General features: G+C 61.3%; 15 protein-coding genes. 10 read left to right on the top strand and 5 right to left on the bottom strand.

Annotation, left to right across the window (positions count from 1 at the left end; translation table 11 throughout):
- The first annotated feature begins 5 nt into the window (after nt 1-5).
- The 3 genes from ACL2XF_RS19010 to ACL2XF_RS19020 all read left to right on the top strand — a co-directional run bounded on the left by ACL2XF_RS19010 (nt 6) and on the right by ACL2XF_RS19020 (nt 3,066).
- Nucleotides 6-1,046: an ABC transporter ATP-binding protein gene (locus tag ACL2XF_RS19010; protein ID WP_413727356.1), complete on the top strand. Its 1,041-nt coding sequence runs from the start codon at nt 6-8 to the stop codon at nt 1,044-1,046.
- A complete protein-coding gene (locus tag ACL2XF_RS19015; RefSeq protein WP_413727357.1) occupies nt 1,046-2,044 on the top strand; it encodes an ABC transporter ATP-binding protein in 999 nt (332 codons plus the stop codon). The genes ACL2XF_RS19010 and ACL2XF_RS19015 overlap by 1 nt, the downstream gene beginning before the upstream one ends.
- A 239-nt stretch (nt 2,045-2,283) precedes the next feature.
- Nucleotides 2,284-3,066 carry a DeoR/GlpR family DNA-binding transcription regulator gene (locus ACL2XF_RS19020; protein ID WP_413727358.1) on the top strand — a complete coding sequence of 261 codons (783 nt, stop codon included), beginning with the start codon at nt 2,284-2,286 and terminating at the stop codon, nt 3,064-3,066.
- Here the strand turns inward: ACL2XF_RS19020 and ACL2XF_RS19025 are convergent.
- The gene (locus tag ACL2XF_RS19025; protein ID WP_413721868.1) at nt 3,059-3,820 is read right to left on the bottom strand and encodes an SDR family NAD(P)-dependent oxidoreductase; all 762 of its coding nucleotides are present in this window, start codon (nt 3,818-3,820) and stop codon (nt 3,059-3,061) included. The two genes, ACL2XF_RS19020 and ACL2XF_RS19025, sit on opposite strands and share 8 nt — an antisense overlap.
- A gap of 124 nt (nt 3,821-3,944) precedes the next feature.
- On the opposite strand from ACL2XF_RS19025, the gene ACL2XF_RS19030 reads away from it, so the two are divergent.
- The 3 genes from ACL2XF_RS19030 to ACL2XF_RS19040 all read left to right on the top strand — a co-directional run bounded on the left by ACL2XF_RS19030 (nt 3,945) and on the right by ACL2XF_RS19040 (nt 5,873).
- Nucleotides 3,945-4,859, top strand: coding sequence for a LysR family transcriptional regulator (locus tag ACL2XF_RS19030; protein WP_410012578.1), 915 nt, complete (start codon nt 3,945-3,947; stop codon nt 4,857-4,859).
- 211 nt (nt 4,860-5,070) lie between these two features.
- Complete coding sequence (locus tag ACL2XF_RS19035; RefSeq protein WP_410012579.1) at nt 5,071-5,283, top strand: hypothetical protein; 213 nt, start codon at nt 5,071-5,073, stop codon at nt 5,281-5,283.
- A gap of 56 nt (nt 5,284-5,339) precedes the next feature.
- The gene (locus tag ACL2XF_RS19040; protein WP_410012580.1) at nt 5,340-5,873 is read left to right on the top strand and encodes a helix-turn-helix transcriptional regulator; all 534 of its coding nucleotides are present in this window, start codon (nt 5,340-5,342) and stop codon (nt 5,871-5,873) included.
- 54 nt (nt 5,874-5,927) lie between these two features.
- Here the strand turns inward: ACL2XF_RS19040 and ACL2XF_RS19045 are convergent, their stop codons facing one another.
- The 4 genes from ACL2XF_RS19045 to ACL2XF_RS19060 form a co-directional block, all read right to left on the bottom strand.
- The gene (locus ACL2XF_RS19045; RefSeq protein WP_413727359.1) at nt 5,928-6,752 is read right to left on the bottom strand and encodes an alpha/beta fold hydrolase; all 825 of its coding nucleotides are present in this window, start codon (nt 6,750-6,752) and stop codon (nt 5,928-5,930) included.
- A gap of 87 nt (nt 6,753-6,839) precedes the next feature.
- The gene (locus ACL2XF_RS19050; RefSeq protein WP_413721866.1) at nt 6,840-8,468 is read right to left on the bottom strand and encodes an MFS transporter; all 1,629 of its coding nucleotides are present in this window, start codon (nt 8,466-8,468) and stop codon (nt 6,840-6,842) included.
- A complete protein-coding gene (locus tag ACL2XF_RS19055) occupies nt 8,465-8,881 on the bottom strand; it encodes a DoxX family protein (RefSeq protein WP_410012583.1) in 417 nt (138 codons plus the stop codon). The genes ACL2XF_RS19050 and ACL2XF_RS19055 overlap by 4 nt, the downstream gene beginning before the upstream one ends.
- 2 nt (nt 8,882-8,883) lie before the next feature.
- A complete protein-coding gene (locus ACL2XF_RS19060; protein WP_413727360.1) occupies nt 8,884-10,755 on the bottom strand; it encodes an amidohydrolase in 1,872 nt (623 codons plus the stop codon).
- A gap of 265 nt (nt 10,756-11,020) precedes the next feature.
- Between ACL2XF_RS19060 and ACL2XF_RS19065 the strand changes: the two genes are divergently transcribed.
- The 4 genes from ACL2XF_RS19065 to ACL2XF_RS19080 all read left to right on the top strand — a co-directional run bounded on the left by ACL2XF_RS19065 (nt 11,021) and on the right by ACL2XF_RS19080 (nt 12,724).
- Nucleotides 11,021-11,707, top strand: coding sequence for a hydrolase (locus tag ACL2XF_RS19065; protein ID WP_410012585.1), 687 nt, complete (start codon nt 11,021-11,023; stop codon nt 11,705-11,707).
- Nucleotides 11,708-11,772: 65 nt separating this feature from the next.
- Entirely contained in the window at nt 11,773-12,075 is a 303-nt protein-coding gene (locus ACL2XF_RS19070; protein WP_413721864.1) for a DUF1427 family protein, read from the top strand.
- Complete coding sequence (locus ACL2XF_RS19075; RefSeq protein ID WP_410012587.1) at nt 12,072-12,329, top strand: DUF1427 family protein; 258 nt, start codon at nt 12,072-12,074, stop codon at nt 12,327-12,329. Before ACL2XF_RS19070 ends, ACL2XF_RS19075 begins: the two co-directional genes overlap by 4 nt.
- 11 nt (nt 12,330-12,340) lie before the next feature.
- On the top strand, nt 12,341-12,724 hold the full coding sequence (locus ACL2XF_RS19080) for a response regulator transcription factor (RefSeq protein WP_413721863.1): 384 nt from the start codon (nt 12,341-12,343) through the stop codon (nt 12,722-12,724).
- Nucleotides 12,725-13,318: the final 594 nt, after the last annotated feature.

A 13,318-nucleotide genomic window follows, 5' to 3' on the forward strand; every position in this document is an offset into this window, starting at 1 on the left:
CGAGAATGCATGCCACAACAGCGCTAGGCCCTGAATTACCAGGCAAGGCGCCGGGCGCGCCGGGTGACGATACCCTGCGGGTCAGCAACCTGAACACCGTTATCCATACCCCGCGCGGGATGATAAAGGCCATCCAGGATATCAGTTTTGAACTGCGGCCCGGCGAAATACTCGGGCTGGTGGGCGAATCCGGCTCCGGCAAAAGCGTGACGCTGCGTTCCCTGCTGCGCCTTATGCCCGGGTCGGCCCAGGTTAGCGGTTCGGTGACCTGGCGGGGACGGGAACTCATCGACGCCGCGCCGCAAGAATTGCAACGCATCCGCGGCGGCGATATCGCCATGATTTTCCAGGAACCGATGATCGCCCTCAATCCGGTGTTAACGGTACACCGGCAAATTGACGAGACGCTGCGCGCCCATACGCGGCTTAACGGTCGCCAGCGGCTGGCGCGCACCGTTGAACTGCTTAACCAGGTCGGCATTCCCGACGCCCGGCGCCGGCTGGAAAACTACCCCCACGAGTTTTCCGGCGGCATGCGCCAGCGGGTGATGATTGCCATCGCGCTGGCGGGAGAACCCAGCCTGCTGCTGGCGGATGAGCCAACCACCGCGCTGGACGTCACCATCCAGCAGCAAATCCTTAATCTGCTGCTGTCCCTGCGCGACAGGCTGCATATGGGCATTATTTTCGTCACCCACGATCTGGGGGTGGTGGCGCAGCTGTGCGATCGGGTGGCGGTGATGTACGCCGGCCGCATCGTGGAATCGGGCGAGGTGGGCGCGGTATTTGCAACGCCACGCCACCCCTATACCCAAGGTCTGATGGGCTCGGTGCCGCGGGTCGGCGTGGAACGCACGCCGCTGCTCTCCATCGAGGGCACGCCGCCCTCGCTGCTGGACCCGCCGCCGGGCTGCAGCTTTAACCCGCGCTGCGTGTACGCCACGGATCTGTGCCGCCAGCAGGTGCCGCCGCTGCTGTCCCTGGAGGACCACCGGGGCGTGGCCTGCCACCATTATCAACATCTGGTCAAAACGCGGAGCCTGTGATGAACGGATTAACCCCGGCGGACGAACAGCCGATTATCTGCGTCGAGGACGCACAGGTGCGTTTTGCGGTAAAACAATCGCTTTGGCACCGGTTGCAGGGGCACCCGCCCCAGTTTATCCAGGCGCTTAACGGCGTCAGGCTGGAATTACAGCGGGGTGAAACCCTGGGGGTGGTGGGCGAATCGGGTTGCGGCAAATCGACGCTGGCCCGGGCGCTGGTGGGCCTGCTGGCGGCCGATGACGGCCGCATCCGCTTTAAAGGCCAGGATATCGCCGCGCTGCGCGGCAAGGGAAGGCGCGATTTCAACCGCCAGGTGCAGATGATCTTCCAGGACCCGTATGGTTCGCTTAACCCGCGCATGACGGTGGGACAGGTATTGCGCGAGGCGCTCTCGGTACACAGGATGTGCCCGCGCGCCGCGATCCCGGCGCGCATCATGGCGCTGCTCGAACTGGTACGCCTGCCCGCCGACGCGGTGGATAAGCTGCCCCATGAATTTTCCGGCGGCCAGCGCCAGCGCATCGGCATTGCCCGGGCGCTGGCGGTAGCGCCGGAAGTGCTGGTGGCGGACGAACTGGTGTCGGCGCTGGATGTCTCGGTACAGGCGCAAGTGGTGAACCTGCTGCTGGATTTACAGCAAAAGCTGGCGCTGACGGTGCTGTTTGTCGCCCATGACCTGCGGCTGGTACGGCATATTTCCCATCGCGTGGCGGTGATGTATCTGGGTGAAGTCATTGAAACCGGCGCGACGGAGGTCCTGTACCGGCAGCCGCTGCATCCCTATACCCAGGCGCTGCTGCGCGCGGCGCCCGGCATGGATCCGGCCAACCGCGTCGCCACGGTCAGCCTGGCCGGCGAGTTGCCAAGCCCCCTGTCGCCGCCCCCGGGCTGCCGTTTCCATACCCGCTGCCCCTATGTCACGGACCGCTGCCGCGCGGAACATCCCATCCTGCGCGCCAAACCTTCCGGGCAGCAGGTGGCCTGCCATTTGGCCTGAGGAATTTTTTTGTCACTATATAACTGAATTAATTGAAAATATTGGCAATCAGGCGCGGCCATATTGACCACGCCGACCGGCGCGGGCATAAGGCAGCAAACCCTACCGGCTATCTTGCTGGTTAGATGACGGGGACAAAAGCGCGGCGTTTGATATTGGCTGGACAGCTAAAGCCAACTCTGACAGCATGGCGATATCCATAAAATCAGCCGTGCCATTGGCTTAACTGAACGGGCGCTATGAAGGGACAAAGTCGTTTAGATCAGATTATGGAATACCTTAAAAGCCATAATCTGGTCACCGTGGAACAACTGGTCGAGGCGATAACCGCCTCCCCCGCGACCATTCGCCGCGATTTAATCAAACTTGATGAGCAGGGCGTTATCAGCCGTACCCACGGCGGCGTCACGCTCAACCGTTTTATCCCCGCGCAGCCGACCACCAACGAAAAACAGCAGCGCAACCTGCTGGAGAAACAGGCCATCGCCGAACTGGCGGCGCAATGCGTGCGGCCCGGCGACGCCGTCGTGCTGGATGCGGGCACCACCATGCTGGAACTGGCGCGCCATCTGACCCATCTGCCGTTGCGGGTTATCACCTCGGATTTGCATATCGCGCTGTTCTTATCGGAATTCAAGCAAATCGAGGTGACGATTACCGGCGGACGTATTGATGACAGCAGCCAGTCCTGCATCGGCGACCACGGCCGCCAGCTGCTGCAGAAAATCTATCCGGACGTGGCCTTTATCAGTTGCAACTCCTGGAGCCTGGAAAAGGGCGTGACCACGCCGACAGAGGATAAAGCGGCGCTCAAACGGGATCTCGCCGCCCATGCCGGACGGCGTATCCTGCTGGCGGACAGCAGTAAATACGGCGCTTACTCGCTGTTCTGCGCCATGCCCCTGGCGGATTTAACCGACATCATCACCGACGACAAACTCCCGCCGCCGGTCATGGCGGAACTGCGCCGGCTGCCCTGCGCCCTGCAACTGGCGGACAGCGCGGCCCGGCGCGTCAGATAAACATGCCGCCGGAGGCTTCGATACGCTGGCCGGTCATCCAATGAGTACCATCGGCAAGCAGGGCGGCCACCGCGCCGCCGATATCGTCGGGCAGGCCCGCCCGGCCCAGGGCGGTGTTGGCGGCGATAAGCTGATTGACCTGCTGGTTATCGCGCACTATCCCACCGCCGAAGTCCGTTTCTATCGCCCCGGGAGCCAGGGCATTTACGCTGATGCCCCTGCCGCCCAATTCTTTGGCCTGATAGCGGGTCAACACCTCAAGGCCGCCTTTCATGGTGGCGTACGCGGCGGCGGCCGTCGAGGCGGTGAAACGCGTCAGGCCGGTGGAGATATTCAGGATGCGCCCGCCGTCGGCTATCAGCGGCAGCAGTTTTTGCGTCAGGAAAAACGGGCCTTTCAAATGAATCCTGAACAGCTCATCAAACTGCTGTTCGGTGGTGTCGGCGATAGCGGCATGCAGCCCGATGCCCGCATTGTTGACCAGATAATCAAACCGATCGCATTGAAACTCCCCGGCCAGGGTGCGGCCGACTTCAGCGGCGAATTCACTGAACCGGCTACTGTCGCCGACGTCCAGCTGCAGCATGACCGCCTTGCCGCCGGCCCGTTGAATCTCCGCCACCAGCGCCTGCGCTTCCTCGGCCCGGCTATGATAGGTGCCGATAATATCCACGCCCTTTGCCGCCAGGTGCAGAGCGGCGTTTTTGCCCAGTCCACGGCTGGCGCCGGTAATTAAAGCAATTTTGTGACTCATCTCGATGTGCTCCTGTGGGTAGGTAAATCTGTCGGTCTACAGCTTATTAGCCGGCGGGGTATAGATAAACCCGCAAAAAGCGGAAATACTGTTCGGTATGACAGGACAATAATCCGGACATACGATGGTCAACAAGCTTGAGCTGCTGCGCAGTTTTATTCGCGTCAGCGAACTGTCCAGTTTTACCCAGGCGGGCGAGAGCCTTGGCCTGCCTAAATCAACGGTATCGGAACATGTCCAGACCCTGGAAGCCCTGGTGGGCGCCAGGCTGCTGCATCGCACGACCCGCCGCGTCACGGCCACCCAGGACGGACTGGCGCTGTATGAGCGCGGCAAGGATATGCTGGCGAACATGGATGAACTTGAGGGATTATTCCGTCAGGACGGCCTGGTGCTGGCCGGGCGATTGCGGGTGGATATGCCCGCCGGTATTGCCCGCGCCCTGGTATTGCCGCAATTGGGCGAATTTATGCAAAAATATCCCAACCTGCGCATTGAAATCAGCTGCACCGATCGCCGGGTGGATATCGTGCGCGAAGGTTTTGACTGCGTCCTGCGCATCGGCGAACTGACCGAGGCTTCCCTGGTCGCCCGGCGGCTGGGCCGGCTGCCCATGGTGAACTGCGCCAGTCCGTCTTACCTGGCGGCCTATGGCATACCCAGGACGCCGGCGGATCTGGCCGGCCATGTGCTGATCCATTATGTCTCCAGCCTGGGATCGCGCGCGGAGGGATTTGTTTACCGCCATCAGGGCAAGTACCTGAGCCAGGAGCTTCCCTCGCTGGTCACGGTGAACAATGTTGATGCCTATAACGCGGCCTGTCTCGGCGGCCTGGGTATTATCCAGGCGCCGGCCATCGGCCTGGAGGAGCATCTGGCCGCCGGACGACTGGTGGCGATCCTGCCCGACTGCCCCGCGCCGCCTATGGACGTTTCGCTGGTCTATGCCGATCGCCGTTATCTGCCCCAGCGCGCGCGGGTGTTTATGGACTGGCTGGCGGCACAGCTTGCGCCGCATATCAGCGCGCAGCGGCCATAGGCGCCACTGTGATAAACCGCTGGGCGGTGGCGGCCGTACCGCCCCGCCATTACCCCAGAATTTGCGGCGCCGCTCGCTAATCCACTGTTAAATAACCCGTTATACTCTCTTCTTGCGAAAGATTTGTTACTCTCAGCCGGCAGGAGACTGCCATTCATCGTTGACAAGCGTCAACACGTCTATTACATTAACCCAAGCAATAGGGAGGGAGATGAAGGATCATCCCAACAAGCATATTCAGGCGGCGATTGAATATGCTCTCTCCAAAGGCTGGCGATTTCGCCATGGCAAAGGACATGCGTTTGGCCGCCTGACCTGCGGCGTGCCCGGCCATGAAGAGCATCAAATGCGTGTCTGGTCTACGCCCCGCAGCGCGGAAAACCATGCCAGGCAGCTTCGCCGCAAGATCAATCACTGCCGGTAACATGGCCACATGCTTTATTACGCAAAGGCGGATCTCCGCCTTTAATCGAGGTGACAATGGCATTGTACAATTTTGCGCTTACCCTCTCCGGCGTAACCGCAGAGACCAAAGGACTGGAAGACCGACTGTTCGAGAGCGGCTGCGATGACGCCCTGGTGTGTTTTTATGGTAAATCCGTGTACCTGGAATTCGATCGCGACAGCGCGTCTTTCGCCCAGGCGGTGTTAAGCGCCATCGGTGATATCGAATCGGCGGATTTGGGCGCCAGGGTCATCTCGGTGGATGCCAACCTGGTTGGTTTAAGCGATATCGCCGAGCTGTCGGATATGTCGCGGCAGGCGGTTGCCATGCTCAAGGACGGCACCCGCGGCAGCGGCGATTTCCCCTCGCCGGTGCAAAGGATCAAAGGCGTCTCGCCGTTATGGCGCTGGGCCGACGTGGCCGAATGGCTCGCGGCAAAAGGAAAGCTACACCCTGATATCGCCGTCAACGCCCGGCAGCTCGATATTATCAATATGGCCCTGCAACTGCGCGAAACCAAGCAGCGCAAGCAAATCGGCGATTATCTGGCCCTATTGGAAGCGTCCTGATCCATAACCTATCAGGACGCGGCGCAGCCTGCCTATTCACAGGGCCGGGATGGCTTAATCCTGCTGTATAAAGGCCAGCAAATCCTGATTCAATCGGTCTTTATGGGTAAAACACAGGGCATGGGGGGCGCCGGGATACACTTTCAGGATGGCCGACGGGATTGCCGCCGCCGCAAGTTTACCCGTCGCCGCAAAAGGCACCACCTGATCGTCATCGCCATGGATGACCAGGGTCGGCAATGAAAATGCCGGCATATCCTGGCGAAAATCCGTTTCCGAGAACGCGGTGACGCAGTCCAGGGTGCCTTTAATGGAGGCCAGCAGGGCGATATTCAGCGTTTGGGTGAGGATGCCGGCCGAAACCTTGCTATCGGGGCGATTGGTACCGTAGAACACCGTGCTGAAATCGCTTAAAAACTGCGGCCGGTCGGCGGCCAGGCCCGCTTTTATGCCATCGAAGACCGATTTATCCACGCCTTCGGGATGATCGGCGGTTTTGATAAACAACGGGGTTACCGCGCTTATCAGCACCGCCTTTGCCAACCGCCGGGTGCCGTGGCGGGCAATGTAGCGCGCGACTTCGCCGCCGCCCATGGAAAACCCCACCAGCACCGCGTGCTGGATCTCCAGCTTTTGCAGCAGTTCCTCCAGATCATCGGCGAAGGTATCATAATCATAACCCTCCCAGGGCTGGCTGGAACGGCCGAAACCACGGCGATCGTAGGCAATCGCGCGATAACCTTTTGCCGCCAGGAACGTCATCTGGTATTCCCACATATCGGCATCCAGCGGCCAGCCGTGGACAAAGATCACCGGCTGTCCCTGCCCCCAGTCCTTGAAATAGATTTCTGTGCCGTCACGGGTCATAAAAGTAGTCATAGGTATACTCCTTACAGGGTGTGTGCGGGAAAACTGAAGGTGTGTACATCCCCGGATTCAGGACGTCATATCTGTTGCCGTAATGCGCTATTCAGGCGCCACCAGATGGCGCACCACCGGCGGCTGCTCGCCATGATGGAATGCGCGCACCCGATCCTGGATGCGTTTATCATTCACCGTGTGACGCTCATGCTGTCGCAGATGTTCAAGCCAGGAACCGACGACAAACACCTCGACACACTTGCCGGGAAACTCGATGTCCTCATACACCGCCCAGGTCAGCGCGCCGCCGCGCCGGCGGACGCGCCGCATTTCCTGGATCGCGCGCATAAAGGCGGGTATTTCCCCGGATTCAACCTGATACTCGACGCTTATCATCACCGGGCCCCGGTCATGCTCTATGGCGGACTCCGGCGCCAGGGGGTGATCCGTGGGTTCAAGGTTTAAATCGGGATCTTGGTTTAACCGCCAGCGCAGGGCGGTGGCGGTGCCCAATACCATGCCGATGGCGGCCACGGCCAGGGAGGTGGATATAGTCAGCTGCGACGCCAGCTTCCCCCAGACAGCGCTGCCGGCGGTCATGGAGCCGAAAAATACCGTCAGGTAAACGGCCAGGGCGCGCGCCTTTACCCAGCGCGCCGCGCTGCGCTGCGCGCCGACATTCAGGGTCGACAGCACGGTTATCCAGGCAAAACCGGTAAAAAACTGGATACCGGCAAGCCACCAGAAATGGCGGACAAAGGCGAGCGCCAGCATGGTAAGCGCAAACAGCAGGCTGGCCAGTACCGTCAGGCTGTCGGGCGTCAGCTTTTTACGCAGCCCCGGCAGCAGGATGGCGCCGCAAATCGCGCCGATGCCGATGGCCGCCAGCAGCACGCCATATCCGCCTGGCCCCAGGCCCAATTCGCGTTGCGCCACCAGCGGCAATAATGCCCAGCCGGCGCTGCCGAAAAGGAAGAACGCCATGGCCCGCACCAGTACCGTGCGCAACACCGGCGCCGCATGGACATAACGCAGCCCCACGCGCATGGCGGAAAAAAAATGCTCGGGCGGCAGGCGCTGGATGGCGGTGTCGGTTTTCCAGCGGTACAGCACGACGATGACGCCCACCACCGACAGGGCATTCAGCATAAAAACCACCGCCGGACCGGAAAACGATAAAATCAGGCCGCCAAGGGCGGGGCCGATGGCGCGGCTAATATTGATGCCAAGCGAGTTCAGGGCGATGGCGGGCGCCAGATCCGCGCGCGGTATCAGATCCGGCACGATGGCCTGGAACGGCGGCGAGCTCATGGCGGCGCCGGTGCTTAGCAGGAACGCCGCGGCCAGCAGCAGGGGCGGCGTCATCTGGCCTGACAACGCCAGCAGCGCCATGGCCACCGCCACCGCCAGTACCCAGGCCTGCGAAAACAGCAGATATTTGCGCCTGTCGACGATATCGGCCATCACCCCCGAGGGCAGCGCAAACAGGAACATGGGCAGGCTGCCGGCGGCCTGGACCATAGCCACCATCAGCGGGTCGGAATTCAGGGTGAGCATCATCCAGCTGGTGCCCACATCACTCATCCAGGAACCGATATTGGAGGCCACCGTGGCAATCCATAACATGCGGAAAACGCGCTGGCGCAGCGGGCTCCAGGAAGAGGGCGGCGCGGCCGCCGCGCTGTCCCCGCCGGCGGCATCCTGATTGAAAACCTGTTTGTCCGATGTCGTCATAAGATACCTCCCCGCGCCGCCGGCCGCAGGCTCCAGCGGCCGGGACCGCATAACCCGATGGTGGTAAAGATAATCAGCAGCAGCCAGCCGAATTGCCCTTCCGCCACCGACCAGTCCGGATGAACCGCCAGCATGGCGATAAGCAATACCGCGATGATGGGCAGACAAGCCGCTCTGGCGGCCACGCCCAACGCGATAAACACCGGGCAGACCACTTCGGCGAAAATGGCGGCCCACAGGCTCAGGGACGCGCCCAGCCCAAAAGGATCCTCAATTCTGGTGAGCTCATCGGCGTAGTGCAGCACTTTAGGCGCGCCGTGTACGTACAACAGCATAAAACAGCCGGTCAGGCGCAGGAACAGCAGGCCCAGGTCGACCTGCGGGGTGAGGTAAAACCGCCCGGTGGTTTTCATGGTCAAAACGCAAAGCAGCTGCAGCCCAGCGCGCCCCAAAAACCGGCGTGATTGGCGACCGGCACCGAGGAACCGCGCGCGGCGTCATGGGCGTGGCCGTGGACGCCGCAGGCACCGGCGCAGGCATGGGGCAACATCGGGGCGCGGGCGGCGGTCAGTTGGCGGTAATGTCCCGGCACCAGGGCGACGGGCGACCAGTCCGGCAGCACCGGGATTGCCGCCGGGCCGTGGGAGGTAAACTCGCCGTCCGCATACACGACTTTACCGCCGACGAGGGTCATCAGCGACGCGATGGATTTGATCTCATCCTCGTGCACGGCAAAAAAATCCGCGGTCAATACCGCCATATCGGCAAGCTGGCCGGCCTTGATCCGCCCTTTTTTATCCTGCTCGCCGGAGAACCAGGCGCTGCCGGCGGTCCACAGCTCAAGGGCAATATCACGGGGCAGACGATCCGCACTATCATAAAGTTTCATACCGCCGACGGTGCGGCCCGATACCAGCCAGTAGAGCGCGGTCCAGGGGTTATAGCTGGCCACGCGGGTGGCATCCGTGCCGCCGCCCACCGGCACGCCCATCGCCAGCATGCGCGCGATGGGCGGCGTATGGCTCGCCGCCGCCGCGCCGTAGCGATCGACAAAATATTCGCCCTGAAAAGCCATGCGGTGCTGGATGGCAATACCGCCGCCCAGGGCGCGCACCCGCTCGATATTGGGCGGCGTAATGGTTTCGCAGTGGTCAAATAACCAATGCAAGCCGTCGAAGGGGATCTCGCGATTCACCTTTTCAAACACGTCCAGCATGCGGCTGATGGATTCGTTATAAGTGGCGTGCAAACGGAAGGGCCAGCGATTGGAGACCAAATGCCGGACCACCTGCTCAAGTTCGTTCTCCATGCCGGCGGCCAAATCCGGCCTCGGCTCCAGGAAGTCCTCGAAATCGGCGGCGGAGAACACCAGCATTTCGCCCGCGCCGTTGTGCCGGTAAAAGTCATCCCCCTGCCCGGGCTTGACCATGGCGGTCCATTTTTGAAAATCCTCCAGCTCCGCGCCTTTACGCTGGGTAAACAAATTGTAGGCGATGCGCACCGTCAGCTGGCCTTCCCGCGCCAGTTGATCCACCACGTCATAATCCTCGGGGTAGTTCTGGAAACCGCCGCCGGCATCGATGGCGCTGGTGACGCCGAGCCGGTTGAGTTCGCGCATAAACTGCCGGGTGGAATTCACCTGGTACTCCAGCGGCAACGTCGGCCCTTTTGCCAGGGTGGCATACAGGATCATGGCGTTCGGGCGGGCTATCAGCATACCGGTGGGATTACCCGCCGCATCGCGCTGGATTTCGCCGCCCGGGGGATTGGGCGTCTCCCTGGTATAGCCGACGACCCGCAGCGCGGCGCGGTTAAGCAGCGCGCGATCGTAAAGATGCAGTACAAAGACCGGCGTATCCGGCGCCGCCGCATTAAGCTCGTCCAGGGTCGGCATCCGGCGCTCCGCAAACTGGAACTCGGTCCACCCGCCCACGACCCTGACCCACTGCGGATGTGGCGTGCGGTCCGCCTGCGCCTTTAACATCGCCAGGGCGTCGGACAATGACGGCACCCCTTCCCAGCGCAGTTCGAGGTTATAGTTCAGCCCGCCGCGGATCAGGTGAAGATGGGAGTCGTTCAGGCCGGGAACGACGGTTCGCCCCCCCAGATCAATAACCTTGGTCTGCGTACCGCGGTAACGCATCACCGACGCGGCGTCGCCGACGTCCAGGAATGTCCCCTTGCCGACGGCTACCGCGTCGGCAAGGGGATTTTGCCGGTCCAGGGTATGAAACCTTCCGTTCACCAGGATTAATTCGGCTGTCTCTGCTTTATCGGGCGAAACCATAAAACCTCCGGAACTGTGGGCAGCGCCAGGCTGCGGGCTGAAACGCGCGCCGGGTGGTCAGGCGTGGTCGCGTTGGCAATGGCTGGATTATTATCGCCGGCGCGGATCACCGTCTAGTTATACATAGAGATAATGGTTTCGCTTATTTCCCCGGCCTACCATCTCAGCAGATGGATGTTCCGCTGACTTCCGGCTTCCATCGTCCCAACCGGCGCGCCGCGTAAGCGCGGGCGATCCTTTCCTTCCACCCTCTCGGGATACCATTATGATTGATTCAAAACTTGACGTGCTGACGCCCTCCAACTGCCAAATGATTTTTATCGATCAGCAGCCGCAAATGGCGTTCGGCGTGCAGTCGATAGATCGCCAGGTGTTAAAGAACAATACGGTGGCGCTGGCGAAAGCGGCGAAGGTGTTCGGCATTCCCACCATCATCACTACGGTGGAAACCCTGAGTTTTTCCGGCCATACCTATCCGGAACTGCTGGATGTATTTCCCACCCACGACATCCTTGAACGCTCGTCGATGAACTCCTGGGACGACCAGAAAGTGCGCGATGCGCTGGCCGCCACCGGCAAGAAAAAAGTCGTGGTGTCGGGACTGTGGACCGAGGTATGCAACAACAGTTTTGCCCTGTGCGCCATGGCGGAGGGCGATTATGAAATCTATATGGTGGCCGACGCGTCGGGCGGCACGTCCAGGGAAGCCCATGATTACGCCATGCAGCGCATGATCCAGGCCGGCGTGATCCCGGTGACCTGGCAACAGGTGATGCTGGAGTGGCAGCGGGACTGGGCGCGCAAGGAAACTTACGACGCCGTGATGGCTATCGTGCGGGAGCATTCCGGCGCCTACGGCATGGGCGTGGATTATGCCTATACCATGGTGCATAAGGCGCCGGAAAGGGGCCATGGCGATCACCATACCCTGGCGCCGGTTCCCGCGAAATAACCGCTCTCCCGGCCGGCGTGTCCCCATGGCGCGCCCGGCCGCTTCCCGTTAAAGCAGGGGTGAATATGAATGCTTATTGTATTTCGCTGGGCGCCGGGGTTCTGATCGGCCTGGTCTATGCGCTGCTGAAAGTGCGCTCCCCCGCCCCGCCCGCCATCGCCCTCATCGGCCTGCTGGGGATGCTTATCGGCGAACAGCTGTCGGCGCTGGTGATAAGCCAGGCCTTTGCGGCGCAACCCACGACACGCCACGCGGCAAACGCCGCCCCGGCAAAAAAGACCGTTGCCTCCTTAACGGCGCAAGACGCGGCTCTCACGCCCAATCGATCCCTGCGCGGCGAGTCATCCGCTCCGGGAGGAGGTCTATGAAATCCTACGTTGTTTCCCTGCTGGCCGGGGTGTTAGCCGGCGTGATTTATTCATTGCTGCAGGTACGTTCACCCGCGCCGCCGGTTATTGCCCTGCTGGGCCTGCTCGGTATGCTGATAGGAGAGCAGATTGTGCCGGTCTGCCGGCGCCTGCTGAAGCGGGAGCCGCTGACCCTGGCATGGTTTCGCACGGAGTGTGTCCCCAAGATCAGCGGCGCGCCGCCGCCCGATACCCGAAAGCCCCCGCCATCCTAGGGACGACCGTCATGACGCCCTCGTTGCTTATAGCCATTATCGACGACGATCGTTCCGTAAGAAGCGGATTAAGTAATTTATTGCAATCCGCCGGTTATGCGACGATATCTTTTGAATCGGCGGAGCAATTCCTGAATGATGAAGCGCGGGATAGCATCGATTTCGTCATCCTGGATGTCAAATTGAAAGGGATAAACGGGTTTGAACTTATCAGCCGCCTGGGACAATCCCGACCGGGGCTGCCGGTCATGCTGATTTCCGGCCATGGCGACGAGGACATGGCACAAAGGGCGCTAAACGCCGGCGCGGTTTCTTTTATGCGTAAACCTATCGATGTGGATATGCTGCTGGAGCATATCCAGCGGGTATTAGCCCAACGCGGGGGAAGTCCATGATCAATGCAATGCCGCCGGCGCCACGATCGCGCTTAACCGATGACAAGACGCACCCTGCCCCCGATCCCTTATCCGCCCCGGCGAATGGCGCCATCGCCGCTTTTCTCTCCCAGGCCCTGAGTATTTGCGCCGCGCTGCGGCTGTTGCATGCCGAGGGGATAATCCATGGCGCACTGACGCCCGCCGCGCTGTCGATGACCGACGATGGCGCTTGCCGCCTTGATATGGGCGGCCCGGCGACGCCGCCGGCGGGCATGCCGGTCAGCAAGGATATGCTGGCCTACATGTCGCCCGAGCATACGGGACGGACCCAATGCGGCGTCGACGCCCGCAGCGATCTGTATTCCCTGGGGATGATTTTTTATGAACGGCTGGCTGGCCGGCCGCCGTTTGTGTTCCCCGGCGGCGGCGGGGTAGCCGAATGGATACATCACCATATCGCCTGCGAGCCGGCGGCGCCCCATACCCTGCGGCCGTCTGTGCCGGAAATGTTATCGCAGGTGGTGATGAAACTGCTGGCTAAATCTGCGCAAAGCCGCTACCAGACCATCGAAGGGCTGATGGCGGATTTCAGGCGATGCCGTTCTGCGCTGG

It is taken from the genome of Sodalis sp. RH19, from assembly GCF_047324215.1.
In the GTDB taxonomy this organism is placed as follows: domain Bacteria; phylum Pseudomonadota; class Gammaproteobacteria; order Enterobacterales; family Enterobacteriaceae; genus Acerihabitans.

Excerpts from the sequence above, each read along its gene's own strand:
- ACL2XF_RS19060 (WP_413727360.1), bottom strand. The coding sequence starts at position 10,755 with ATGGTTTCGCCCGATAAAGCAGAGACAGCCGAATTAATCCTGGTGAAC.
- ACL2XF_RS19040 (WP_410012580.1), top strand. The coding sequence starts at position 5,340 with ATGGCATTGTACAATTTTGCGCTTACCCTCTCCGGCGTAACCGCAGAG.
- ACL2XF_RS19050 (WP_413721866.1), bottom strand. The coding sequence starts at position 8,468 with ATGACGACATCGGACAAACAGGTTTTCAATCAGGATGCCGCCGGCGGG.
- ACL2XF_RS19015 (WP_413727357.1), top strand. The coding sequence starts at position 1,046 with ATGAACGGATTAACCCCGGCGGACGAACAGCCGATTATCTGCGTCGAG.
- ACL2XF_RS19030 (WP_410012578.1), top strand. The coding sequence starts at position 3,945 with ATGGTCAACAAGCTTGAGCTGCTGCGCAGTTTTATTCGCGTCAGCGAA.
- ACL2XF_RS19045 (WP_413727359.1), bottom strand. The coding sequence starts at position 6,752 with ATGACTACTTTTATGACCCGTGACGGCACAGAAATCTATTTCAAGGAC.
- ACL2XF_RS19055 (WP_410012583.1), bottom strand. The coding sequence starts at position 8,881 with ATGAAAACCACCGGGCGGTTTTACCTCACCCCGCAGGTCGACCTGGGC.
- ACL2XF_RS19075 (WP_410012587.1), top strand. The coding sequence starts at position 12,072 with ATGAAATCCTACGTTGTTTCCCTGCTGGCCGGGGTGTTAGCCGGCGTG.
- ACL2XF_RS19080 (WP_413721863.1), top strand. The coding sequence starts at position 12,341 with ATGACGCCCTCGTTGCTTATAGCCATTATCGACGACGATCGTTCCGTA.
- ACL2XF_RS19035 (WP_410012579.1), top strand. The coding sequence starts at position 5,071 with ATGAAGGATCATCCCAACAAGCATATTCAGGCGGCGATTGAATATGCT.
- ACL2XF_RS19010 (WP_413727356.1), top strand. The coding sequence starts at position 6 with ATGCATGCCACAACAGCGCTAGGCCCTGAATTACCAGGCAAGGCGCCG.
- ACL2XF_RS19070 (WP_413721864.1), top strand. The coding sequence starts at position 11,773 with ATGAATGCTTATTGTATTTCGCTGGGCGCCGGGGTTCTGATCGGCCTG.
- ACL2XF_RS19020 (WP_413727358.1), top strand. The coding sequence starts at position 2,284 with ATGAAGGGACAAAGTCGTTTAGATCAGATTATGGAATACCTTAAAAGC.
- ACL2XF_RS19065 (WP_410012585.1), top strand. The coding sequence starts at position 11,021 with ATGATTGATTCAAAACTTGACGTGCTGACGCCCTCCAACTGCCAAATG.
- ACL2XF_RS19025 (WP_413721868.1), bottom strand. The coding sequence starts at position 3,820 with ATGAGTCACAAAATTGCTTTAATTACCGGCGCCAGCCGTGGACTGGGC.